At 63.4% G+C, this 23,131-nt stretch carries 20 protein-coding genes and 1 riboswitch; of the genes, 14 read left to right on the forward strand and 6 right to left on the reverse strand.

Annotation, left to right across the window (positions count from 1 at the left end; translation table 11 throughout):
- Positions 1 to 29 precede the first annotated feature (29 nt).
- The 3 genes from ASS64_RS13620 to ASS64_RS13630 are packed head-to-tail and all read right to left on the reverse strand — an operon-like array spanning position 30 to position 3,261.
- Entirely contained in the window at positions 30 to 926 is an 897-nt protein-coding gene (locus ASS64_RS13620) for a hypothetical protein (RefSeq protein ID WP_067695651.1), read from the reverse strand.
- Positions 927 to 2,831 (reverse strand): phosphomethylpyrimidine synthase ThiC, encoded by a 1,905-nt coding sequence (thiC, locus tag ASS64_RS13625; protein WP_067695653.1) that lies wholly within the window; start codon positions 2,829 to 2,831, stop codon positions 927 to 929. It abuts the gene before it with no gap.
- Between the two features lie 31 nt (positions 2,832 to 2,862).
- Positions 2,863 to 3,261: a hypothetical protein gene (locus tag ASS64_RS13630; RefSeq protein ID WP_067695655.1), complete on the reverse strand. Its 399-nt coding sequence runs from the start codon at positions 3,259 to 3,261 to the stop codon at positions 2,863 to 2,865.
- A gap of 37 nt (positions 3,262 to 3,298) precedes the next feature.
- Positions 3,299 to 3,421, reverse strand: a riboswitch (TPP riboswitch).
- Positions 3,422 to 3,538: 117 nt separating this feature from the next.
- Between ASS64_RS13630 and ASS64_RS13635 the strand changes: the two genes are divergently transcribed.
- Positions 3,539 to 5,593, forward strand: coding sequence for a S9 family peptidase (locus ASS64_RS13635; protein ID WP_067695658.1), 2,055 nt, complete (start codon positions 3,539 to 3,541; stop codon positions 5,591 to 5,593).
- A 72-nt stretch (positions 5,594 to 5,665) separates the two neighbouring features.
- Here the strand turns inward: ASS64_RS13635 and ASS64_RS13640 are convergent, their stop codons facing one another.
- Positions 5,666 to 7,468 carry an NAD(P)/FAD-dependent oxidoreductase gene (locus tag ASS64_RS13640; protein ID WP_083508376.1) on the reverse strand — a complete coding sequence of 601 codons (1,803 nt, stop codon included), beginning with the start codon at positions 7,466 to 7,468 and terminating at the stop codon, positions 5,666 to 5,668.
- Between the two features lie 298 nt (positions 7,469 to 7,766).
- Between ASS64_RS13640 and ASS64_RS13645 the strand changes: the two genes are divergently transcribed.
- From ASS64_RS13645 to ASS64_RS13665, 5 genes are all read left to right on the forward strand, one after another.
- Positions 7,767 to 8,531 (forward strand): sulfite exporter TauE/SafE family protein, encoded by a 765-nt coding sequence (locus tag ASS64_RS13645; RefSeq protein ID WP_067695661.1) that lies wholly within the window; start codon positions 7,767 to 7,769, stop codon positions 8,529 to 8,531.
- A gap of 185 nt (positions 8,532 to 8,716) precedes the next feature.
- Positions 8,717 to 10,084 (forward strand): nodulation protein NfeD, encoded by a 1,368-nt coding sequence (locus ASS64_RS13650; RefSeq protein WP_067695663.1) that lies wholly within the window; start codon positions 8,717 to 8,719, stop codon positions 10,082 to 10,084.
- 16 nt (positions 10,085 to 10,100) lie between these two features.
- Positions 10,101 to 10,895 carry a slipin family protein gene (locus ASS64_RS13655; protein ID WP_067695666.1) on the forward strand — a complete coding sequence of 265 codons (795 nt, stop codon included), beginning with the start codon at positions 10,101 to 10,103 and terminating at the stop codon, positions 10,893 to 10,895.
- Positions 10,896 to 10,948: 53 nt separating this feature from the next.
- Positions 10,949 to 11,386, forward strand: coding sequence for a hypothetical protein (locus ASS64_RS13660; RefSeq protein ID WP_067695669.1), 438 nt, complete (start codon positions 10,949 to 10,951; stop codon positions 11,384 to 11,386).
- A gap of 298 nt (positions 11,387 to 11,684) precedes the next feature.
- Positions 11,685 to 11,897, forward strand: a complete 213-nt coding sequence (locus ASS64_RS13665; RefSeq protein ID WP_157075198.1) for a hypothetical protein — start codon at positions 11,685 to 11,687, stop codon at positions 11,895 to 11,897.
- 6 nt (positions 11,898 to 11,903) lie between these two features.
- Here the strand turns inward: ASS64_RS13665 and ASS64_RS13670 are convergent, their stop codons facing one another.
- Positions 11,904 to 12,563, reverse strand: coding sequence for a response regulator transcription factor (locus tag ASS64_RS13670; RefSeq protein WP_067696203.1), 660 nt, complete (start codon positions 12,561 to 12,563; stop codon positions 11,904 to 11,906).
- The gene (locus ASS64_RS13675; protein WP_067695674.1) at positions 12,556 to 13,719 is read right to left on the reverse strand and encodes a PAS domain-containing sensor histidine kinase; all 1,164 of its coding nucleotides are present in this window, start codon (positions 13,717 to 13,719) and stop codon (positions 12,556 to 12,558) included. The genes ASS64_RS13670 and ASS64_RS13675 overlap by 8 nt, the downstream gene beginning before the upstream one ends.
- Positions 13,720 to 13,819: 100 nt before the next feature.
- Here ASS64_RS13675 and ASS64_RS17070 point away from each other — a divergent pair, with 100 nt between their 5' ends.
- The 8 genes from ASS64_RS17070 (at position 13,820) to ASS64_RS13710 (ending at position 23,122) form a co-directional block, all read left to right on the forward strand.
- Positions 13,820 to 13,948: a hypothetical protein gene (locus tag ASS64_RS17070; protein WP_255356049.1), complete on the forward strand. Its 129-nt coding sequence runs from the start codon at positions 13,820 to 13,822 to the stop codon at positions 13,946 to 13,948.
- Positions 13,945 to 14,955, forward strand: coding sequence for a zinc-dependent alcohol dehydrogenase family protein (locus ASS64_RS13680; protein ID WP_234002411.1), 1,011 nt, complete (start codon positions 13,945 to 13,947; stop codon positions 14,953 to 14,955). Before ASS64_RS17070 ends, ASS64_RS13680 begins: the two co-directional genes overlap by 4 nt.
- Positions 14,952 to 16,202, forward strand: coding sequence for a L,D-transpeptidase family protein (locus tag ASS64_RS13685; RefSeq protein WP_067695676.1), 1,251 nt, complete (start codon positions 14,952 to 14,954; stop codon positions 16,200 to 16,202). The genes ASS64_RS13680 and ASS64_RS13685 overlap by 4 nt, the downstream gene beginning before the upstream one ends.
- A complete protein-coding gene (locus tag ASS64_RS13690; RefSeq protein ID WP_083508377.1) occupies positions 16,190 to 16,783 on the forward strand; it encodes a GNAT family N-acetyltransferase in 594 nt (197 codons plus the stop codon). The genes ASS64_RS13685 and ASS64_RS13690 overlap by 13 nt, the downstream gene beginning before the upstream one ends.
- A gap of 15 nt (positions 16,784 to 16,798) precedes the next feature.
- Positions 16,799 to 19,462 (forward strand): HAD-IC family P-type ATPase, encoded by a 2,664-nt coding sequence (locus ASS64_RS13695; protein ID WP_067695679.1) that lies wholly within the window; start codon positions 16,799 to 16,801, stop codon positions 19,460 to 19,462.
- Entirely contained in the window at positions 19,459 to 21,585 is a 2,127-nt protein-coding gene (locus tag ASS64_RS13700; protein ID WP_067695681.1) for an acetate--CoA ligase family protein, read from the forward strand. Before ASS64_RS13695 ends, ASS64_RS13700 begins: the two co-directional genes overlap by 4 nt.
- A 75-nt stretch (positions 21,586 to 21,660) precedes the next feature.
- Positions 21,661 to 22,185: an Hsp20/alpha crystallin family protein gene (locus ASS64_RS13705; RefSeq protein ID WP_067695684.1), complete on the forward strand. Its 525-nt coding sequence runs from the start codon at positions 21,661 to 21,663 to the stop codon at positions 22,183 to 22,185.
- A gap of 346 nt (positions 22,186 to 22,531) precedes the next feature.
- Complete coding sequence (locus ASS64_RS13710) at positions 22,532 to 23,122, forward strand: hypothetical protein (protein WP_157075199.1); 591 nt, start codon at positions 22,532 to 22,534, stop codon at positions 23,120 to 23,122.
- The last annotated feature ends 9 nt before the right edge of the window (positions 23,123 to 23,131 follow it).

A 23,131-nucleotide genomic window follows, 5' to 3' on the forward strand; every position in this document is an offset into this window, starting at 1 on the left:
GATAACAGAAAGCCATATGTCCATGATAGCTACAGAAAGTTTTCCCAGTCCCGCTTAGGCACCGTGTCGTCGTCGATCATCTTCCAATAAAGCTGGTCATGGTTTGCCCGACGAAGAAAGTCCGCAACTACGAATAGAGTTCGTCGATAAACGTCTTGGGCCTGAGCCATATTTAAAGCTGGCGCATCATAACGAACCGCGACGTATTTGGGCAGCGTTTCCGCTACCATCTGAACCTGATCATCTACGGGTGATGATAGTCTGTCTGCAACAGCTTTGGCCAGCTCGGTAAGGTCATGTCCAAGTGCTTTAATCTCTTTCTGCGTCGCGCCTTCCTTCAGCAGCACCGACTTTCCTACAAGTTCGCAAGCCATAGCTAGGCCTTGCGGTATCGATAAGTCGATTTCTCCAGCGACTAACTGCCTTGCTGAGGCTGTAAGCTGGTTTACTGCAGTCGCCAGCATGTTCTCGACGGCTTTGATTTTTGAATGGTAATTCACCTGAGCCATAAAAAGATCGACACCATCGAAGCCTTGGAATGTGAGTTCCCAGAACGCACTCGGGTGCGTTGCCCAGAGCCTCTCGACTTCGGGTTTGGTAATTGTGATGTAGTCGAGTGGCTTTATCGCTACGCGGCCAAAGCCCATCGGCGGCTTCAAGAAGTAGGAAATCGAGCGCGCCGAGACGCAAAGCGTCAGAAAGGCGCTGCCGTCATATGGAACCGATGGATGCAGTTCACGATATCTTTCGCGAAACCAACCCTCCTGTTTCAACGCAGTCATTATATCGCCCGACTGCTCCCCCCAAATTTTGGCCGCTTGAAATGGGCGCTCCAAAGCAGGGACGCCGTCATCAGCTAGCTGCTCGTCGATGGCTAAAAACTGTTCCGGGGTTGGAGGCGGGCCATCGCCCCCGATGATTGTCATCTAATCTCCCTCCGGCAAATACAACTTCTCGCCCTTCTCCCGATACACCTCGCTCATCTCTTCCATGCCCTTCACCGCTTCCTCGGCTTCTTCGGCTGAGGTCTCGCGCTTGATGTTCTCGCTCGCGAGGTAGCTGTCGGAGTTCTGCTTCGCCGCAAAATCCCGCACTTCCTGCGTGATCTTCATCGAGCAGAACTTCGGGCCGCACATCGAGCAGAAGTGCGCGGTCTTGGCGCCTTCTGCGGGCAGCGTCTGGTCGTGATATTGCTCGGCCGTGTCGGGGTCGAGGCTGAGGTTGAACTGGTCGCGCCAGCGGAATTCGAAGCGCGCCTTGGACAGCGCGTCGTCGCGGACCTTGGCGGCCGGGTGGCCCTTGGCGAGGTCGGCGGCGTGGGCGGCGAGCTTGTAGGTCACGACGCCCACCTTCACATCGTCGCGGTCGGGCAGGCCGAGGTGTTCCTTGGGCGTGACGTAGCAGAGCATGGCGGTGCCGTACCAGCCGATCTGCGCCGCGCCGATGCCGCTGGTGATGTGGTCGTAGCCGGGCGCGATATCGGTGACGAGCGGGCCGAGCGTGTAGAAGGGCGCTTCGCCGCAGGCCTCCAGCTGCTTGTCCATATTCTCCTTGATCTTGTGCATCGGCACGTGGCCGGGGCCTTCGATCATCACCTGCACGTCCTGCTCCCAGGCGCGCTTGGTCAGTTCACCGAGCGTGTAGAGCTCGGCGAACTGGGCTTCGTCGTTGGCGTCGGCGATGGAGCCGGGACGCAGGCCGTCGCCCAGCGAATAGGCGATGTCGTAGGCCTTCATGATCTCGGTGATCTCGTCGAAGCGTTCGTAGAGGAAGCTCTCCTTGTGATGAGCGAGGCACCATTTCGCCATGATCGAGCCGCCGCGCGACACGATGCCGGTGACGCGCTTGGCGGTCATCGGGACATAGGGCAGGCGCACGCCGGCGTGGATGGTAAAATAGTCGACGCCCTGTTCGGCCTGTTCGATCAGCGTATCGCGGAAGATTTCCCAGGTGAGGTCCTCGGCAATGCCGCCGACCTTTTCCAGCGCCTGGTAGATCGGCACGGTGCCGATGGGGACGGGCGAGTTGCGGATGATCCATTCGCGCGTGTCGTGGATGTTGCGCCCCGTGCTGAGGTCCATCACCGTGTCCGCGCCCCAGCGGATCGACCAGACCATCTTGTCGACTTCGCTAGCGACGTCGGAAGCCACGGCGGAATTGCCGATATTGGCGTTGATCTTGACGAGGAAGTTGCGCCCGATCGCCATGGGCTCGGTTTCGGGGTGGTTGATGTTGTTGGGAATGATCGCGCGGCCGCGGGCGACCTCGTCGCGGACGAATTCGGGGGTGACGTAGTCGGGCACCGATGCGCCCCAGGGCTGGCCGCCGTCGCGCGCGGTTTCATAGGCCGCCGCATCGCGCAGCATTTCGCGCCCTAGGTTCTCGCGCTCGGCGACATATTCCATCTCGGGGGTGACGATGCCCTTCCGCGCATAGTGCATCTGCGTGACGTTCGCGCCCGGTTTGGCGCGCAGCGGGCGCTTGACGACATTGGGGAAGGCCGGGACGCCGCCCGAACGATCCGGGCCGAGCTGGCCGTTATCCTCGGGCTTTACCTCGCGCGCATCGTATTCCTCGACATCGCCGCGCGCCATGATCCATTCGCGGCGCTTGGCTTCGAGCCCGGCGCGGATATCGATGGTCGCATCGGGATCGGTGTAGGGACCGCTGGTGTCGTAGACGCGCACGCTGGGCTCGCCGCCCTCGAGGTCGATCTCGCGCATGGCGACACGGATGCCCGAGCCGCTCTTCGCGCCGACATGGACCTTGCGGCTGCCGCGGATCGGGCCGGTGGTGACGCCGATGTCGAACTTGGAATTGATGTCGGCCATGAATGAGGACCTTCCTTGGATTGGGGGAACGTTAGAGACGAATGAGCGCGGCGGCGATCAGCACCACGCCGATGAGGAGCGAGAGCCACGCCCACAGCTTGTTCGCGGCGCCCATCAGGCGCCGGGCGATGGCAAGGAAACTGTCGCCGAAGGCGAGGATGAGCGCACCTTCGATAGCGATCCACCCGCCGAGGACGGTGACGAGCACGGCAAGCCAGTCGTCCGGCCGCCATGGCGAAACGAGGTAGATCGCCGCGCCGAGGGCGATGCAGACGATCCCGCTGAGAAAGCGCAAGCCGATATCGCGTTCGAAATGGGCGAGCAGCGCCGCCCAGCCGCCCGGCATGCGCAATTCGCCGATCGCCGCTGACAGCGCATAGAGCCCGAAAAACAGGGCGATCCAAGCGGGGATGTCGATAGCGTCGGCCACGCGAAATCTCTCCTCTTGGCGGATGGAGAGCGGACCCTTGGCATGTGCCGCCCACTCCCTCCGCCGATGCTAATCGGTTCAGGTTCGACGGGTCGGGCAGCGCAACCTGCCCCTCTCAGCCCAAAGCACGAAGACTCTGCTGGCTCCCCGGGGTTGGCTGGAATTGTACGCACTTGCACCGTCCCTGTCGAGCCGAACCCGCCATGCGTCGGTTTGCCCCGCACCGTCCTATCGCTATAGCGGCCCCACCACCCCCTAAGGAGAGGATTCAACCGATATGAAACTTCGCGCGCCGCTCACCGCCGCCGCCTTGCTCGCCACCGCCTCGATCGCCGCGCAGGCGCAGGCACGGCCGATGACCCCCGAAGACGTCGCCAAGCTCGAAAGCGTCGGCACCATCGCCGTCTCGCCCGATGGCAGCCGTGTCGCCTATACGACCGCGCGGCTTCCCGACGTCACCGAAGGCGAGGAGAACGGAACCACCACGCAGCAGCTGTCGATGGCATACGGTCCCGGCAATGTGCGCGAGTTCCTGCCCGACGACATGAATGTGAGCGGCGTGCAGTTTTCGCCCGATGGCCGCATGGTCAGCTTCCTGTGGGCCGACGGAGACGATAAAACCGCCGTATGGGGCATCCCCGTGGATGGCGGCGCACAGCGCAAGCTCGCCGGTGTCGATGGCGCGGCCGTGCGCTCCTATGCCTGGTCGCCCGATGGCAGCCATATGCACCTGCTGGTCGCGGCGGAAGAGGACAAGGATCGCACCAAGCAGAGCGAGGCCGGCTTCAATTCGGTCGTCTACGAGGAGGAGCAGCAGCTCAACCGCCTGTTCCGTGCGCGTATCGGCGGCGAGCCCGATGCCGAACCGCAGGAAGTCAGCGTTCCTGGCTACGTCACCTCGTTCCAGATCGCGGACGATGCGCGCATCGGCGTGATCGAAACTGCGCCCACCACGCTGATCGACGACCAGTACGTCAACAAGAAGGTCAACATTCTCGACATGGCCTCGGGCGATGTGCGCCTGGTCATCAACACGCCGGGCAAGATCGACGATGTCGAAATCTCGCCCGATGCGAGCCAGCTGGCGCTGATCGCAGCGGTCGACATGAACGATCCGGCGGCGACCACGATCCATTTCGTCGATACCGCCACCGGCACGGTGACGCCACATAATGCGGGTGCCCCCGAAGCGGTGGTCGACGTCGAATACATGGATGACGGCCGCCTGATCGCGGCAGTGCATGTCGGCGCGCAGAGCGTGCTGCGCATCCACAATCTCGACGGTTCGCTTGCACGCGAAATCGATCCCGGCGCGCTGATCATCAGCAATGTCGAGACCGAGGGTTCGGTCATCGCGGTCGAAGCGAGCGCGCCGCGCCACCCGACCGAACTGTTCCGCCTCGACGGTGACAGCTTCACCCGCTGGACCAGCCATAACGCGTGGCTGAGCGAAATCGACTTCGGCGAGCAGCGCACCTTCCGTTACACCGCGCGCGACGGTCAGGAAGTCGAAGGCGTGCTGATCGAGCCGGTCGGCGGCGCCCCGGCAGGCGGCGCCCCGCTGATCCTCAACGTCCATGGCGGGCCGGAAGCGCATGACAGCAATGGCTGGCAGACCGCCTATTCCAAGCCCGGCCAGGTCGCGGCGGGCCAGGGCTATGCCGTCTTCCTGCCCAACTATCGCGGCTCGACCGGCTACGGCACTGCGTTCTCCAAGCAGCACCAGGGCAATTACACCGACCCCGAATTCACCGATCTGGTCGATGCCAAGCGCGCGCTGGTCGCCGAAGGGATCGCCGATGCCGATCGCGTGGGCGTGACCGGCGGATCCTATGGCGGCTATGCCACCGCCTGGTCCTCGACCCGCTGGAGCGAGGAGTTTGCAGCGGGCGTGATGTTCGTCGGCATCTCCAACCAGATCAGCAAGTTCGGAACCGGCGACATCCCCTACGAGATGTACAACGTCCACAGCCGCGCCTGGCCGTGGGACGACTGGCAGAAGATGCTCGAGGTCAGCCCCATCTATCATGTCGACAAGGCGGAAACCCCGCTGCTGATCATGCATGGCGAGGAGGACACGCGCGTCGATCCGGGCCAGAGCCTCGAGCTCTATCGCTCGATCAAGATCCGCAAGCCCGATACGCCGGTGCGGATGGTCTTCTATCCGGGCGAAGGCCATGGCAACCGCAAGGCCGCCGCGCGCTACGACTACAATCTGCGCATGATGCGCTGGTTCGACACCTATCTGAAGACGGGCGACCGCAACGCCGCCCTGCCAGCCGAACGCCCCGAGCTTCCGGCCGGCACGACCGGAACCAAGAGCGAGGACTGATCCTCTCGGCTCATGAAAACGAGGCCGCGCGACCCTGCGTCGCGCGGCCTTTCCGTGTCCGCCGCCGGTGGCTCAGCTGAATTCGAGACCCTCGAATTTTCCCGATTTGCGCCACTGGTCGATATGGTTGAAGAAGCCAAGCGCCCCCGCTGGATGGCCGAGCGCGAACCGTTCCTGCTCGCCATAGCCCTGCCCTTCATTGTTGTAATAGCCGGGTGTGCATTCGGTACTGCCCAGGCGCGCGCCCGGACCGGTGAGCAGGAAATCGATCCACTTCTGTTCGGCCTGCGCGCTCGGCTCGACCGTCGCGTGGCCTTCGCTTTCCGCGTGGTTGACCACGCAGGCCACAGTGTCTGCGTGGTCGACGAGATTGTGCGGATAGTTGGCGATGAAGGCCGCGGCCTGGTTCTGCTGGACGAAGAACATGTTGGGAAAGCCGTGCACATGCAGCCCGTGGAAGCTGCGCATGCCGCCCGCCCAATAATCCGACAGCGTCTGCCCGCCACGCCCGGTCACATCGTATCCCGCGCGCTCGGTGAAATCGGTGCCGACTTCGAAGCCCGAGGCATAGACGATGCAGTCGACCTCATATTCTTCGCCATTGGCGACGACGCCCTTGGCGGTGATCCGCTCGACGCCCTTGCCATCGGTATCGACGAGGTGCGTGTTGGGCCGGGTAAAGGCCTGGAGGTATTCATCGTGGAAGCACGGGCGCTTGCACAGCTGGCGATACCAGGCCTTGAGCTTCTCGCCCGCTTCGCCGCCGACGATGGCTTCGGCGCGCGCACGAATTTCGCTCATCTTCTCGTTATCGGCATCCTCGAAGGCGGCCATGATGCCTTCGGGCGTACGTTCTTCGGGCGGCATGTCGACGACTTGCGCGCGGATGCGCTTGCCGAGATCGGTCCAGCCGTCATCGACGAGATCTTCCGCCGGGAAGCCGACACCGAGATTGGCGACGAAATTTTCCTGCCACTGCTTTTGCCAGCCGGGTCCGGTAACGCTGTCGAACCAGTCGCGTTCGAGCGGGCGGTTGTTGCGTTCGTCGACGCTCGACGGCGTGCGCTGGAAGACGAACACTTCCCTGGCATCGCGGGCGACCTTGGGCACGACCTGCACCGCCGTGGCACCCGTACCGATAATCGCCACGCGCTTGTCGGCCAGCCCCGTCATCGGCTCGCCTTCGGGCGTCCCGCCGGTGTAGCCATAGTCCCACCGACTGGTGTGGAAGCTCTTGCCCTCGAACTGCTCTATCCCGGGCAAGCCCGGCAATTTGGCGACATGCAGCGGCCCCGTGCCCATGCCGACATATTTGGCGGTGAATTCGTCGCCGCGATCGGTCCGCACGATCCACAGCCTGCGACCTTCGTCCCATTGGACGTCGGTTACCTGCGTGTGGAACAGCGCGTTGTCGTAGAGGCCGTACTGCTTGCCGATGCGGCTGCAATGGTCGCGGATTTCGGGAGCGTGAGCGTATTTCTCGCTCGGCATGTGCCCGGTTTCCTCGAGCAGCGGCATGTAGATCATGCTCGCCGTGTCGCATTGCGCGCCGGGGTAACGGTTCCAATACCACGTCCCGCCGAAATCGCCGCCTTTTTCGACGATGCGATAGTCGTCGATGCCCGCTTCCTTGAGCCGCGCCCCGACGACCAGCCCGGCAAAACCGCCACCGATGAAGGCAAAGGTCACATGGTCGCTGACCGGATCGCGCTCTTCACGCGGCGTATAGGGATCGATGGCGAGACCGGAGAATTCGCTTTCGAGCCGCTTGTATTGCGCCGAACCGTCGGCGCGCAGCCGCTTGTCGCGCTCCTCGGCATATTTGCGCCGCAGAGCCTCCTTGTCGATCATGCCGTCCTTGTGGGCCGTAGCCATGTCTCTCTCCCCCGCCGCGTCAGTCTCGATTCGCAACCGAAACATCATGCGTCGTCCAGGGAGGCGCGGCAAGAGGCCCGCATGCCGGGACCTGAGGAATGTCGGCCCATCGGCTTGCCGGACTGGCATGCCCTCTTGCCCAGGGGCTCGGCGCCGAACGAGCCGCGCCCGTTCCGGCTCGGGACGGCAAGTGGGGGGCGCGGACCTCCCGTGGTGGTTCGCGCGAGTGCGCGGACACGTATATTCCCGCATACGAGCGAAACACGGGTGCCCCTAGTTCGTCGGGGGGAGCCGAGAGATGGATTTTGTCGACACCGCCTGGGGAGACCTGCTTCCCTTTGTCGCGATCGGGTTCGTGGCCCAATTGGTCGATGGCGCGTTGGGCATGGCCTTCGGAGCCATCGCAACCACGTTGCTGGTCGGCTTCATGGGTATCCCGCCGGCACAGGCATCCTACCGGGTTCACATCATAAAATGCTTCACCACGGCGGTGTCGGGCGCGAGCCACGCACTGAGCGGCAACATCGACAGGCGGCTGTTCCTGAAAGCGGCCCTGCCCGGCGTGCTGGGGGGCATGATCGGGGCCTATGGCCTCACCCAGATCGACGGCGATACCGTCAAGCCCTTCGTTCTCGCCTATCTCGGCCTGCTGGGCGTGATTCTGATCCTGAAGGGCATCCATGGCCAGTTTCGCCAGCGCACACCCAAGGCGGTCGTGCCTCTCGGATTTAGCGGCGGCATTCTCGACGCGATCGGGGGAGGCGGCTGGGGACCGGTCGTGAGTTCCGGGCTGATGCTTCAGGGCACCGAGCCGCGCAAAGTGGTGGGCTCGGTAAACAGCGCCGAGTTCTTTGTCGCAGTCGCCATATCGGGGGCCTTCGTCAGCCAGCTCGGGATCGAAGAACTGGCCGGCGCGACCCTGGGACTCCTCATCGGAGGCGTGTTGGCCGCACCGCTTGGCGCGATCGTTGCGAAACGCCTTCCGGCACCTGTCATGCTGGTGCTGGTCGGCAGCGTATTGAGCGCGACCACGACCTACTGGCTGTTCACCAGCGTCCTGTGATCCCCGCGACGGGCGGCGCCACGCGGCCGAGGCCGTCCGACCGTCATGCCCGGCGTATCCGCGAAAATCCGTATAGCCAAGGCGGGAAGGGTATGTCGCAATCCCCCCGCTTTTCAGGGCGATTGCGGCCGCTTCGATGCCGTGCCGACCGGTTTGCCCTGAATGCAGGAAGGAAGCGAATTTCGATGCTCGCATCGCGCGGCAGCCGGTGGATCGTCCGCAGCATCCTGCTGATGCTGGTTGCGGTGGCAATCGTGCTCGGCTCTGCCGCCAGGTCCTCATCCGGAGAAGCGATCCTGCTCCGCGTCGAAGGGGCGATCGGCCCGGCGACCGCGTCGTTCTTGGCCAACGGTCTGGAGCAGGCGAGGCAGGCGGACGCCAGCCTCGTCATCGTCGCCATGGATACACCCGGCGGCCTCGACACCTCGATGCGCGACATCATTCGGGATATCCTCGCATCGCCCATCCCGGTCGCCACCTATGTCCATCCCAGCGGGGCAAGGGCAGCGAGCGCCGGAACCTACATTCTCTACGCCAGCCATTTCGCGGCGATGACGCCGGGCACCAATCTCGGCGCGGCGACTCCCATACAGATCGGCGGCATGCCCGCTCCCGAGCAACCCTCCGATGACGAGCAGGACACGGGAGCCGTTCCGGCAAACGCCGCGGAACGCAAGGCGGTCAACGATGCCGTCGCCTATATCCGCTCCCTAGCCGAAATGCGCGGGCGCAACGCCGAATGGGCCGAAGAGGCGGTACGCGGTGCTGCGAGCCTGTCCGCCAATGCGGCGCTGGAGCAAGGCGTGATCGACGTCGTCGCATCCGATCCGGCGTCGCTGCTCGGACAACTGGACGGACGTGAATACATCATGGACGGCGAGACACGCGCGATGAGCAGCGCCGGTCTCCTGATCAACGAAATCGAGCCGAGTTTGGGCACCCAGATCCTGGCGACGATCACAAATCCCAATATCGCGCTGCTCTTGCTGATGATCGGCGTCTACGGGCTGGTTTTCGAGTTCCTCAATCCGGGCGCGCTGGTGCCGGGAACCATCGGCGCGATCTCGCTCCTGATCGCCCTGTATGCGCTCGCCGCGCTTCCGGTCGGTTTTGCGGGGGTGGCGCTGATCGCGCTGGGGGTCGGGCTGATGGTGGCGGAGGCCTTTGCGCCGTCGTTCGGCATATTGGGCATAGGCGGAGTGATCGCCTTCGTGTTCGGCGCGACCGTGCTGTTCGACACCGACGTGCCGGATTTCCGGGTCAATTGGTCCGTGATCGCCGCCTTGGCCATCTTCGGCGCGGGACTAGTGGTTCTCGTGGCGCGGGTCGGCATTCGCTCTTTCGGACACCCCGTCGTTACCGGCGCGGAGGAGTTGATCGGCGTGACCGCGACGGTGCTCGACTGGCGCAATGGCAAGGGCCACGTGTTCGTTCATTCCGAACGCTGGAACGCCCACGGACCCGATCGCCTGGAAGAAGGCGAGACGGTCGTCATCGACGAGATTGCGGGTTTGAACCTCACGGTCTCACGATCGGCCGCGAGCGAGAATTGAAAGCCGGGAGATAACGATGGAATATGTGAATTTTGGCTTCGTCGGCTCGCTGGTCCTTCTGGTTCTTCTCTTCCTTTGGGCCGCGATCAAGATCCTGCGCGAGTACGAGCGCGCCGTCGTGTTCACGCTCGGTCGGTTCACGGGTGTCAGGGGTCCGGGCCTCATCATCCTGATCCCGTTCGTGCAACAGATCGTACGCACCGATCTGCGCACCATAGTGCTCGATGTCCCGACGCAAGACGTGATCTCGAAGGATAACGTGTCGGTGGAGGTCAACGCTGTGGTCTATTTCCGCATCGTCGATCCCGAGAGCGCTATCATACAGGTCGAGAATTTCGCGCAGGCGACCAGCGAGCTGGCGCAAACCACCCTGCGTTCGGTGCTCGGCAAGCACGAGCTCGACGAAATGCTGTCGGAGCGCGACAAGCTGAACGAGGACCTGCAGGAAATTCTCGACAAGAACACGGATGCCTGGGGCATCAAGGTCGCCAATGTCGAAATCAAGCATGTGGACATCGATGAATCGATGGTTCGCGCAATAGCCCGACAGGCCGAGGCCGAACGCGAACGCCGCGCCAAGGTGATCAATGCCGAGGGCGAGCACCAGGCCGCCGCCAGGCTGCTCGATGCTGCCCGCGTCCTTTCCGAAGCGCCCGAAGCGATGCAGCTGCGGTATCTTTCGACCCTTAACGTGCTCGCCAACGAACAGAACAGCTCGACCATCGTCTTTCCCTTCCCGATCGGGTTGGGCGATTGGCTGGCTGGGCGAAAGAACGAAGGATCCACCGATGCCGAAGCTCGATCGACTTGAAGAAACGCCAATGAGCCCGGCCGTGGGAGAAACCGAAATCGGGGAGAAGAACAATGCAGGACATCCATCTCGCGCGCATCCTAATCGGAGGCATCGCGGCGGGTCTCGTCATCATCGTCGGCGAGTATGTGCTGAATGCGATCCTTTTGGCCGAGCACTGGGCCGAATTGAGGCATGACTTCGGGATTTCGCAACCCGGCACCGCCCAGTACGCTTCCGGTAGCATACTCACGCTGTCCTACGGTGTGGTTCTGATCTGGCTCTATGCGGCGATGCGCCCGCGTTTCCGGTCGGACACCAAGGCGGCGGTCGTCGCCGCCTTCACCTTCTGGTTCATCGCCTATGTCCTGTTCCTGCTATCGGTGTGGGCAAACGGATTCGTGACACTTGGAATCGCGATCGTCTCGATTGTCCGGGGCCTTTTCGAAGCGCCCCTTGCCGCTCTGATCGGCGCCCGGGTCTACGGGTTGGGGTCGGGCTTCACCAAGTGAGGGCCGCCCCCCATTCGCCTGCGTGCCCAAACTAGGGACATTTACGGGAAGATTCGTCGCCTCTCGACTTGCGATACTGCGGCCTCCGGGCGGGCGCTCGCCGCCCGCCGGGAGCGGTGTTCAAATTGATAAGGGGGTGCTTGACGGAGTGCCCTGGAGATTGGTCAGACTTGAGCATGCGCCGACCGGCGTGTTTCCCGCCGGGTCCGCAACCCGTGCCTATCTCCTGCGGGTTCCTCTCAATTCGAATGGGCATATCGACCCGCTAATGCACGCCGTGGATCAGCGCCGCGCAACGATGAGGAGATTTTGGCCCAGCGAACCCGACCGCTCGGGCTATATCGTGCGCGAAGAAGCGACATGGCATTTCATCGTCACGAACAATGGTCCGCAAACCGACGATATCGCGTGGTTCGAAGATTGCGCGTTGAGGATCGGCAGGATGCTCGAAATCATCGAACTGGCCAATGGCCCCATCCCGTTCCGGGTCGCCGCAATCGGGCCCGACTAAGCCGATTCAGGTCGCCGGCCCGTCGGTAGGCTGGGTCCCGATGTCCGCGCCTGCCTCTTCACCCACACCCGCGGCAAAGGCGATGCGCAGCAGGTCCGACAGGTTGTAGACATCGAGCTTCTTCATCAGGTTGGCGCGGTGTATCTCGACCGTGCGCGAGCTGATTCCGAGATCGTAGCCGATGGTTTTGTTGGGATGGCCTTGCGCAAGCCCTTCCAGCACTTCGCGCTCGCGCGGCGTGAGGCCGTTGAGCAGCATTTCGGCTTCCTGTCGCCGCCTGCTCTTTGCATCCGATCTATCCAGCCGTTCGAACGCCTCGCCGACCGCTTCGAGCATGGTCTCTTTGGCAAAGGGTTTCTCGATGAAGTCGACGGCACCGGCCTTCATCGCGCGCACCGCCACGTCGACGTCGCCATGACCCGTCATGACGACGATCGGGAAAGCGACACCGCGGTCACGCAACTCGGCTTGCACTTCCAACCCGTCGCTCTTGGGCATTTGAATGTCGAGCAGGACACAGCCCGGTTCCAGCGAACGCAGTTCCTTCAGGAATTCATATCCATCGACATAGGTTTCGACCTTGTGGCCGGAGGTCTTGAGCATAAACCCGACCGAACGGCGGACGGCGGCATCGTCATCCACGAGATAGATCGGATATTCAGTCATCGCCATTTCCTGCCTCCGCCAACGGCACAGTAAAGTGAAACGCCGTTCCTCCCAAATCCGAAGGTTCTACCCAAATCTTGCCGCCATGCGATTGAACGATGGAATGACAAATCGAGAGACCGAGCCCCATACCATCCGACTTGGTGCTCTTGAACGGGTGGAACAGGTGATCGGCGATCTTCGAGTCGAGGCCCGGACCGCTATCGGCAACGGTGATCTCGACAAAGGCCTTCTCTGCCGGGGTCGTGATGACCCTCAACTGTCTGTGCGGCGATTCCAGCATCGCTTCGAGCGCGTTGCGGAGAAGGTTGAGCACTACCTGCTGGAGTTGCACGGGATCGACGAGGACCTTGTCTAGCGATGCGTCCAGCCTCGTCTCGAAATCGACACCCTTGCCATCGCCATTCATCAAGGCGAGCGCCGCTGCCTCTTGGATAATGCGGCGCAGGCTGACGATTTGCCGTCCGGTCTCGCCGCGCTTGATGAAATCGCGCAGGCGATGGACGATCTGCCCGGCACGCAGAGCCTCGGCAGCACATTGCTCCAGCGCTTCCCGGATGAGGGCCATGTTCTCCTCGCCCGGCTCGTCGAGCAGGTCCCGCGCGGCATTCGCGTAGTTCGCCACCGCGGTCAGGGGCTGGTTCAATTCGTGCGCGAGCGAGGTTGCCAAGGAGCCCATCGACGAAATGCGCGACACATGGGCCAGCTCGGACTGCAGCGTGTGCAGTTCGCGCTCGGTCGCATGGCTCTCGGTGAGATCGCGGATATACCCGACGAAGCCCTGTCCCTCCGCGGTTTCTATTTCTCCGATCGACAGCTTGATGGGAAAGGTATTGCCGTTGCGGTGCCGTGCCGTCGTGACCCGGCCGATTCCGATAATGTGCGGCTCGTTCGTAGTGAGATACCGCCGGATATAGCGATCATGGTTTTCCCGATCGGGCGAAGGCATCAGCAGGCTGACATTTTCGCCCTGAACATCCGCCTCGCCATAGCCGAACATCTCCTCCGCGCCCTTGCTGAAGGAGCGAATACTTCCCTCTCCATCGATGACGACCATCGCGTCGGGCACAGTATCGATGAGTGCATGCATTTCCTCGGCATTGCGCAAGGAAATAAAGGACGGCGCCTTTTGATTGCTGTCGTCGACCGTTTCCATACTACCCACCTTCGAATCGCGAGGGGGGGACCCGCGATTGCAATGAGTATACGGTGATTTACGCATCCAACGCGAATCATGCTTTGGGCATGTCGGTCCCATGGCCCGAGTACCGATCAGCGATTGCCATGTCGGCGACAATCGGGATCGCTATGGCCGCGCGCCAATCACCGTCCATCGCAAGGGCCGGCTCGAGCGGATCGGACGCTTGAGCCGTTTCGCACCATGAACGGGCGCCCCCCGTCCACGGGGATCATGCGCGCGATGGAGTTCAAGAAAGTCGGTTCGCCCCTGGAGATGGTCGAACGGGCGATGCCCGCCCCGGGCGCATCGCAAGTCGTGGTCCAGGTGGCAGCCTGCGGCGTGTGCCGGACCGACCTGCACGTTGTCGATGGCGACATTCGTGGCTTACGACCGATCGTTCCCGGGCACGAGATCGTCGGCAGGGTCGTTGCGATGGGGGACGCAGTCACGCGTTTCGACTTGGACGATCGTATCGGAGTTCCCTGGCTGGGCGCGACATGCGGCGAGTGCAGATATTGCCGCACACGCCAGGAGAATCTGTGCGACGCCCCTCAATTCACCGGCTTTTCCGTCGACGGCGGCTTTGCCTCGCACGCCTTGGCCGAAGCAGATTATTGCTTCGCGCTTCCGCCCGCGATCGACGATGCGCATGCCGCGCCGCTGCTCTGCGCGGGCCTGATCGGATATCGCGCTTTTGGCCAGATAGGCGATGCGCAGACGATCGGATTCTATGGTTTCGGCGCGTCGGCCCACATCCTTGCACAGATCGCTACAAGTCTCGGCTGCACGATCGCCGCATTCACCCGTCCAGGCGACGAAGAGGGACAGGAATTCGCGCGCGGACTGGGGTGTGCCTGGGCTGGTGGATCGGATGTGACCCCGCCCTTCGAGCTAGACGCCGCGATCATCTTTGCGCCGGTGGGCGCCTTGGTTCCTCTCGCCCTCTCCGCGGTCAGAAAGGGAGGCACCGTCGTTTGCGCCGGAATTCACATGAGCGACATACCCGCCTTCCCCTATGAATTGCTCTGGGGCGAGCGAAAGCTGCGTTCCGTAGCGAACTTGACCCGCGCCGATGGCGAGGCGTTCTTTGCCGCGATTGCCGACCTGCCCGTCAGAACCCGGATCGAACGGTTCGCGCTCGACGATGCGAACGAAGCGCTCGACAAATTGCGCAATGGGCGGATCAAGGGCGCCGCCGTGGTGGTCCCTTGAATATCCCGTCGACACGCATCGATCCCACGATCGGCAGCCTGGCCCGGCTATTGCTTGCCGCCGCCCTCTTTCTTTCCGCTCCCGCGCACGCCGCCCCGGTGTGGTCTTCGACACAGGCCGAGACCCTCTTGCGCTGGATCGAGCGCGCGCCCGGTGAAGCCCTCACCCTGCCTTCCGGCAGCATTTCCCGCCTTCGTGCGGCCATCGACAGCGGCGATCGAGACCGGCTCGATACCGTGTCCAACGAGGCGGCGATCGTTCTCCTTCGGGCGTGGCGCGGTCGATGTTGCGGGGCGAGGCGGCCTGCCTGGTGGCATATCGACGGCGGTATACGCGACGCCGACCTTCACGCCGGTCTCGAACGCGCCCTGCGCGAGGACCGGCTCGATCCCTACCTGCGCTCCGTTCGGCCCTCGCACCGGCACTATGCCGCCTTGGCGACTGCATTCGCGCAGGAGACCGACGCAGATCGAAAAAGCGTAATCGCCCGAAACCTCGCGCGATGGCGGTGGATGCCCGCGAACCTCGGCGGACGCTATCTGCTGGTCAACATCGCTTCGCAGTACGTCACCTTGTGGGAAGAGGGCCGTGTGCGCGCACGCTGGCGCGTCATCATCGGCAAACCTTCCACCCGAACGCCGGTTTTCAGCACCGATGTCACCGGGGTGGTCCTCAATCCCTGGTGGAACATCCCTTCGAGCATCGCTGCCGAGGGTATCGCGCGTTTCGTTCGCCGCAATCCGGCCGCCGCGCGTGCGCGAGGCTATATCTATCAGAACGGCCGCTACAGGCAGATGCCGGGCGAAAAGAATGCGCTGGGTCGCATGAAGCTCGTGATGCCCAACCCCTACAGCGTCTATCTCCATGACACATCGAATCGCGAGCTGTTCGCCGAGGACCGCCGCGCCTTCAGCCATGGGTGCGTGCGTGTCGACCGTGCGCTGCCATTTGCAGCGAGGTTGCTCGCGCGCGACGGCTGGACGCTGGCGATGATCGAACAAGCGGTAGCGAGCGAAGAAACGCAGACGATCGAGATGTCCGAGGATCTGCCTCTCTACGTGACCTACTTCACGGCGGAGCCGGCATTCTCGGGTGAAATCCGGTTCCTGGAGGATCTTTACAGCCGCGATCCGGTGGTCTTGCCGCCCTCCTCGCGGACCGGGGCTACGGGCATTTACGGATCGCCGCCCGCAGGCTCATCGGACAGTCTCGCTGCCGTTGCAGGAGCCGCGCCATGCCCGATCTGACCACGCCGACCACCGACCTCCCGAACCCGCCGGAAGGATCGCCTCCGAAGCGGTTTTCTAACCGCGAGGCCGAGGAAACATGGAGCGGCCCTGTGACGACGCATACCGGCATGGAATTTCTCATAACGCCGGCGCGGCCGGACGATCGCGACGCGCTACAACGCTTCTTCGATCGCGTTGCACCGCAGGATCTGTATTTCCGTTTCCTGTCCGGCCTGCGAAAAGTCGATGAGGAACGCTTGCAGCAGATGGTGCGGGACGACGATGACCGAAGCATCGATTTCCTCGCCATCGACCAGGAGAGCGGAGAGATCATCGCCAGCGCGATGCTGGGGGCGGACGAGAATTTCGATACTGCCGAGTTCGCGGTATGCACACGCGAAGACATGAAGCATCGCGGGATCAGCTGGGCCCTGCTGGACCATGCGGCCCGCTATGCCGAGGCGATGGGAATCGGCAAGATCGTCTCGCTCGAGAGCGCAAGTCAGGCCGACGCGCTCCAGCTCGAACGGGAGATGGGCTTCACCATCCGTAGCTGCCCGGATGACGCCACGCTGAAACTGGCCGAAAAGACCTTCTAGCCAATCTCGTCTCAGATGACCGCCGAGGACCGCGCCTGGCATGCCATGTCTGCCGCCGAGGCGCTCGACGCGCTCGGGGTCGATCGGCACGGGTTGTCGGAGGGAGAAGCGAACGCCCGGCTCGAACGGCACGGGCCCAATCGACTGCCCGAAGCCAGAATGGTCGGCCCGGCGCAGGTGTTCCTGCGCCAGTTCCGCAGCCCCCTCATCTATCTGCTTCTGGTCGCGGGCGTTCTGTCGCTGGTGATCGGCGACCGCTGGGACGCGACTTTCATTTTCGGCGTGCTGATACTCAATGCCTCGATCGGTGCGTTTCAGGAACTCAAGGCGGATGCCAGCGCACGCGCGCTGCGGTCGCTCGTGCCGCAGATAGCGCGACTACGCAGAAGCGGGGTGACGCGCGACGTGGCCTCGGAAGACATCGTCCCCGGCGACATCGTCGAGTTGGAAAGCGGGATGTCGGTCACTGCCGATATGCGCCTGATCGAGGCGATCGGACTCGAAGCCGACGAATCCACCTTCACCGGTGAATCCATGCCGGTGGCCAAGCGGGCGAGCGAGAATCTGGGCATCGATACGCCCGTGGCCGATCGCACCAACATGGTCCACGCCGGCACGTCGGTCGTTGAAGGTCGGGCGCTGGCGGTGGTCACGCAGACCGGCTCGCAATCGCAGTTGGGCGATATCGACCTGACCCTCGCCGAAGCCGGTCGAAGTGCGGGCGCCATTCCGCTGATCAGGCGGATGAACGTGCTCGCCCGTCAGATCGCGCTCATCGCGGTTATTCTGATCGTGGTTCTGGGCACCATGCTCGCGCTGGAGGGGCAAGGCTGGCGCGAGATCGTGCTGCTGGCGATAGCCCTGGCCGTGGCGGCCATTCCCGAAGGCCTGCCCGTCGCCGTAACGGTCGCGCTGTCGGCGGCGGCGAGCCGGATGGCGCGCCGCAACGTCATCGTCCGGGCCCTCCCGGCGGTAGAGGGGCTGGGGGCCTGCACTCTGATCGCCAGCGACAAGACCGGCACGCTGACCGTCAACAGGCTCACCGTCGAGCGGGTCGTCTTGCCCGATGGCCGGTCGATCGCGCGGGCGGATTGGCAAACGGGTGGCGCCGACCACGCCTTGGCGGAACTGGCCGCGGCGGCGGGCCTGTGCAACGAGGCGCAGTTGCGGGAACACGGCAGCCCGGTGGGCGATGCGGTCGATCTGGCACTGCTCGATTTCGCGCGTGAGAACGGCGGCGATGTCGAGCGCCTGATCGCCGCGGACCGTCTCTCGATCGTCCCTTACGAGCCGGCGCTGCGCTACGCGGCGGTCGAAGCGGACTGGGGTGAGGAAACCCGAACCGTAGTCAAGGGTGCGCCCGAAACGGTGCTGCCGATGTGCGGGGGTTCGGGTGCGGACGAGCAGGGCCTGGCCGATCGGCTGGCAGGAGAGGGATTCCGCGTCCTCGCGCTCGCCCGAGGGCAGGCTCAGACCGGCGGCGGCAGCATTCGCGACCATCTGCGCAATCTCGAATTGCTGGGCTTCGTCGGATTGACCGATCCGCTCCGCCATGGCGTGGTCGAGGCGGTCGCCAAATGCCACGAGGCGGGCATCGGCGTGGTCATGATTACCGGGGACCATCCCGCCACGGCGCTCGCGATTGCGCGCCAACTCGGAATGGATGTCGACGAGGCGAGTGTCATCACCGGTCGGGAGCTGGGTTCTCGCCGTGATGACGAGGAGGCCTTTGCCGAGCGGGTGGTGGGCAGGCAGATCTTCGCGCGGACCGAACCGGCACAGAAGCTCGCAATCGTGAGAGCGCTCGAAGAGGAAGGTCAAATCGTGGCCGTCACCGGCGACGGGGTCAACGATGCCCCCGCGCTGCGTATGGCCGATATCGGGATCGCCATGGGACGAAGCGGCACCGATGTCGCGCGCGGCGCGGCCGATCTCGTACTCGCCGATGACAATTTCGCCACGATCGTCGCCGGTGTCGAAGAGGGACGAGTCACCTTCGCCAATATCCGCAAGATCGTGCTTTTCATGCTGGCGACCGGCGCGGCGGAAATCCTGATGTTCCTCCTCGCGCTGTCACTGGGTCTGGCGATGCCGCTCACGCCGGTGCAGCTCTTGTGGCTCAACCTCGTGACCAACGGAGTGCTCGACGTGACGCTCGGCTTCGGCAAGGGGGACGGCGACGAGTTGCAGCACCCGCCGCAACGCAAGCTGGCTTCGCTGATCGATCGTGACGCCTTGATCCTGATGTTTCCGGGTGCAGCGCTGATGACGGTTATCGCGGTCTGGGTTCTTCATGACCGACTTGCCCTGGATATGCCGATCGAGGATGCTCGCAACCACGTCCTGGTGATGGTGGTCACGTTCCAGATCGCCTTCCTGCTCAGCATCCGCAATCTGAAGCTGCCATTCTGGCGCTGGCATGCCCCGGAAAACGGCTGGATGTTCGTTGGAATGGCCGTGGCCATCCTGCTGCAGATCGCCGCCATGACCGTGCCAGCACTGCAGAGCTTGCTCGACACCGCGCCGGTCGAGAGCAGTTTCCTGTGGCTCTGCGCAGGGGCCGCACTCGCAGTGCTGCTCGTTACCGAGATCGCCAAATGGTGGCTGATCCGGATGGAGCGTGCCACGGAAGAGGCGATGCATTTTGCGGGCGCCCCGAGCATCAGGGGCAATCGATGAACCGATCCAGCGAACTGCCGCAATTCGATCTCGCCTGGCTTCGCCCATCGCGCATCGTGCTGGTCGGAGCATCCAACCGGGCTGGCTCGGTGGGAAAGGTGATTTGCGACAACCTGCTGGCGGGGCGCGGATCCTATGTGGTTCAGACCGTCAATCCGAAACCGCTCGGTGTGGCGGGCGCGGAGCATTTCACGACCTTGTCCGATCTGCCGTCGGGCCCGGGGTTGGCGGTTTTGGCCATTCCAACCAAGGCGGTTGCCGAGGCGATCGGCGAACTCGGCACCAAAGGCATCCGGTTGGCGATCGTAATCTCCGCAGGCCTCGGCAGGACGACCGAGGAAGGCTTGGCCATGCTCGATGCTGCGCGCGCTTCCGGTATCCGCCTCGTCGGTCCCAATTGCCTGGGCATCATACTGCCGCATCATCGCCTCAATGCCTCGTTTGCGCTCGATATGCCGGCCCCGGGCGATCTTGCGCTGCTCTCGCAAAGCGGTGCGATCGCCACCGCCATGCTGCAGTGGGCCAAACCGCGCGACGTGGGATTCTCGGCAGTCGTGTCGGTCGGCGACATGGCCCAGACCGGCATGGGCGAGTTGATCCGGCTGTTTTCCGAGGATCGGAATACCAGCGCGATCCTGCTCTATCTCGAAGGGCTGACCGACACGCGGGGATTTGTCGAGGCGGCGCGCGCTGCCAGCCGGATCAAGCCGGTCATCGCGCTCAAGGCCGGGCGAAGTCGAGCGGCCGGCCGGGCGGCACTTTCCCATACCGGGGCGCTGGCCGGATCCTGGGACGTGTACCGAGCCGCATTTCGCGAAACGGGCATCGTCACCGTCGACACGCTCGAAGACATGTTCGACGCGGCTCACCTGCTGGACCGTTATCCCGACGGAGCCGGCGGACGCTTGGCGATCGTCACCAATGGCGGCGGTGCAGGCATTCTCGCCGTCGACGCGATGGCGGCGACCGGTGCGCGTCTGGCCGAACTGAGTTCGGAAACGATGGCGACGCTCGATCGGTCTCTCCCGCCCACATGGTCGCGCGGAAATCCGGTGGACGTGATCGGAGATGCCGATGCCGCCCGTTACCGCGTCGCAATCGACGCCGTGATCGCCGACGGCGGAGTCGATGCGGTTCTCGTCATGAACTGCCCGACCGGACTGATCGCGCCCGGCGAGGCAGCATGGGTCACGGCGCAATCGGTGAAACAAGCGCGAGCGCGGGGGCTGACCAAACCCGTATTCGGATGCTGGCTGGGCGACGAGAATTACGCTTCTGCAGCGGCCGTCCTGCAGGCCGCACGCATTCCCGTGCTCGCCAATCCGGCCGATGCGGTGCGCGCATTCGGCGTGCTGATCCAGGCCGAGCGCTCTGGCCGGGTACGACCTCGCCATGCGAAGAAGGCCGTGTCCGAGGGGACCCTACGAGCGGCCCGGGCGCTGCTGAAGACGGTAGCGGCAGATGGACGCAAAATCCTGAGCGAGATCGAGGCGAAAAACCTGCTCCGCCTGTTCGCCATCCCCGTCGTCGAAACCCGCCATGTCGGTTCCGTCGAAGAGATCGATGCCGCGTGCGCCGGGATCGATCCCCCCTTCGCGCTCAAGATCGTCTCGCCCGACATCACGCACAAGTCCGACCATGGGGGTGTGGCCCTGGGGCTCGCCGATGCGGCGTCCGTGCGCCGGGCCGCCAAGGCCATGCACGCCCATATCGGGGAAATTTTCCCCGCGGCGCGGATCGAGGGTTTTGCATTGCAGCCGATGATTGCACGCAAGACGGCGCACGAGCTCTTTGCCGGCATCGCGACCGACGAAACCTTCGGGCCCGTCGTTCTGTTCGGCGCGGGCGGGACCGCGATCGAGGTCATCGCCGACAAGGCGATCGGATTGCCGCCCGTTTCTTCCGAGCAGGCCCGCGAGATGATTGCCGATACGCGTATCTCGCGCGTGCTCGGCGGATACCGGCATATTCCGCCCGCCGATCTCGAGGCGATTGTCGAGGTGCTGGAGGCGCTTTCCCGGCTCTGTCTCGCTCTGCCCGAAATCGCGGAGCTCGACGTCAACCCGCTACTCGCCGATGCGGATGGTGTGATCTCGCTCGATGCGCGAGTGATCCTCGCCTGATTTCGTGCGCGCTAAGGGGGTTTCCGTATCGGGGCGATCGACCGGAAACCGTATGACTCGGCCCCCAACCAGCCCATGGAGAAGTCAATCATGGCCGAAGAAATGCTTCTTGCGGAAAAGCGGCGCGAGCATTCCGGTTTGGCAGATTATCTGCGCGAACCGTTCAGTCGGCTGCGTGGCGAAGTCGACCGAATGTTCGACGAGTTCCCGCCGCGCTTTCCGGCCGCGCACTTTGGCTCCCGCTATCTCGCTTCCATGCCGATGCCGGCGCTGGAAATGAAGGAAACCGACGAGGAATACCGTCTCTCCGTCGAGGTGCCGGGCGTCGCTCCGGACGATATCGATCTCACTCTCGAGAACGACATGCTGGTGCTCAAAGGCGAAAAACGGGAAGAGCGTGAAGAGAAGGAGCGCGACTACAGCGTTTCGGAACGGCGCTATGGCGCATTCGAGCGGCGCATATCCCTGCCGCAGGACGCGGTAGTCGATGGAATCGAAGCGAAGACCGATAACGGCGTTATCACGATCGCGATTCCTCGCGACCAAAATGCGTCGCCCAAGACGCGCAAGATCGAGATTTCGGCGCCCAAAGAGGCCTGAACTCACGACTCGTCGGCCGTCCCCCCGATCAGCGCCGACGATGAAATGGATAGCTCGGCGATCCGGCTATCCAGCAGATGCTATCCCGGCCTTCTTTGCCCCCTTCGGCCGGGATAGCTTTTTTTGATTGTGATGCTGTCGATGGGTTTGCTCGCCCGGGAATGGCGGCAGCCTCGTCCAAGCGTTCCACGGTTTCGATTATTCGGCCTTGAAGCCGAGATCGCCAATCGACCGCGGCCATGGCCGATGCGCTCCGGCCCATCGAATTCGGGCATTTACCTATTTCGCGGCGGCGGCCGTCTCCACACACTCTGAGGAACGGACCGCGCTTGAGGAGGCACCCGCGATGCAACGACGTTCCAAACGATTGCTCATGGCAGTCAGCATGGCGTTCGCATTCGTCGTCACGGGATGTGCGATGAGCAGTACGCCCTATCAGCCGCTCCAATCGGCCAGCCGAATCTCGGGCGGCTACTCCGACATCCGGATCGACGAAACCCACTACCGGGTCAGCTTCGCGGGCAATCGCCTGACTTCGCGCGAGCGCGTCGAGAGCTACCTGCTGTTCAGGGCCGCCGAACTGACCTTGCTCAAGGGCTATGATTACTTTGTCATCGAAGACCGCGAGGTCGAGCACCAGATAGAGCGACAGATTCGCCGCGACCCGTTATACGATCCCTGGTACTCGCCCTATCACGCTTACTGGCGGCCGTATTGGCGCTATTATCGGGCAGGCCACGGCTGGTATCACTGGTACCCGTATTACGGAGATCCATTCTGGGCGGATCGCTATGACGTCCGCACGATCGAGCGATTCGAAGCGACCGCCGACATCCGGCTCGGCCGCGGCCCGCTCCCCAATGCCAATTTGCGCGCGATGGATGCTCGCGAAGTGCGCAATCGTCTTGCGCCGCAGATCGAATACCCTTCGAATTGATCGCCTGAT

Source organism: Erythrobacter sp. AP23 (genome assembly GCF_001542855.1).
Lineage (GTDB): Bacteria > Pseudomonadota > Alphaproteobacteria > Sphingomonadales > Sphingomonadaceae > Qipengyuania.

Coding starts and splice junctions, on each gene's coding strand:
- ASS64_RS13650 (WP_067695663.1), top strand. CDS start 8,717: ATGCTCGCATCGCGCGGCAGCCGGTGGATCGTCCGCAGCATCCTGCTG.
- ASS64_RS13670 (WP_067696203.1), bottom strand. CDS start 12,563: ATGACTGAATATCCGATCTATCTCGTGGATGACGATGCCGCCGTCCGC.
- ASS64_RS13700 (WP_067695681.1), top strand. CDS start 19,459: ATGAACCGATCCAGCGAACTGCCGCAATTCGATCTCGCCTGGCTTCGC.
- ASS64_RS13640 (WP_083508376.1), bottom strand. CDS start 7,468: ATGGCTACGGCCCACAAGGACGGCATGATCGACAAGGAGGCTCTGCGG.
- ASS64_RS13680 (WP_234002411.1), top strand. CDS start 13,945: ATGAACGGGCGCCCCCCGTCCACGGGGATCATGCGCGCGATGGAGTTC.
- ASS64_RS13695 (WP_067695679.1), top strand. CDS start 16,799: ATGACCGCCGAGGACCGCGCCTGGCATGCCATGTCTGCCGCCGAGGCG.
- ASS64_RS13655 (WP_067695666.1), top strand. CDS start 10,101: ATGGAATATGTGAATTTTGGCTTCGTCGGCTCGCTGGTCCTTCTGGTT.
- ASS64_RS13635 (WP_067695658.1), top strand. CDS start 3,539: ATGAAACTTCGCGCGCCGCTCACCGCCGCCGCCTTGCTCGCCACCGCC.
- ASS64_RS13710 (WP_157075199.1), top strand. CDS start 22,532: ATGCAACGACGTTCCAAACGATTGCTCATGGCAGTCAGCATGGCGTTC.
- ASS64_RS13690 (WP_083508377.1), top strand. CDS start 16,190: ATGCCCGATCTGACCACGCCGACCACCGACCTCCCGAACCCGCCGGAA.
- thiC (WP_067695653.1), bottom strand. CDS start 2,831: ATGGCCGACATCAATTCCAAGTTCGACATCGGCGTCACCACCGGCCCG.
- ASS64_RS13645 (WP_067695661.1), top strand. CDS start 7,767: ATGGATTTTGTCGACACCGCCTGGGGAGACCTGCTTCCCTTTGTCGCG.
- ASS64_RS13705 (WP_067695684.1), top strand. CDS start 21,661: ATGGAGAAGTCAATCATGGCCGAAGAAATGCTTCTTGCGGAAAAGCGG.
- ASS64_RS13675 (WP_067695674.1), bottom strand. CDS start 13,719: ATGGAAACGGTCGACGACAGCAATCAAAAGGCGCCGTCCTTTATTTCC.
- ASS64_RS17070 (WP_255356049.1), top strand. CDS start 13,820: ATGGCCCGAGTACCGATCAGCGATTGCCATGTCGGCGACAATCGGGAT.
- ASS64_RS13660 (WP_067695669.1), top strand. CDS start 10,949: ATGCAGGACATCCATCTCGCGCGCATCCTAATCGGAGGCATCGCGGCG.
- ASS64_RS13665 (WP_157075198.1), top strand. CDS start 11,685: ATGAGGAGATTTTGGCCCAGCGAACCCGACCGCTCGGGCTATATCGTG.
- ASS64_RS13620 (WP_067695651.1), bottom strand. CDS start 926: ATGACAATCATCGGGGGCGATGGCCCGCCTCCAACCCCGGAACAGTTT.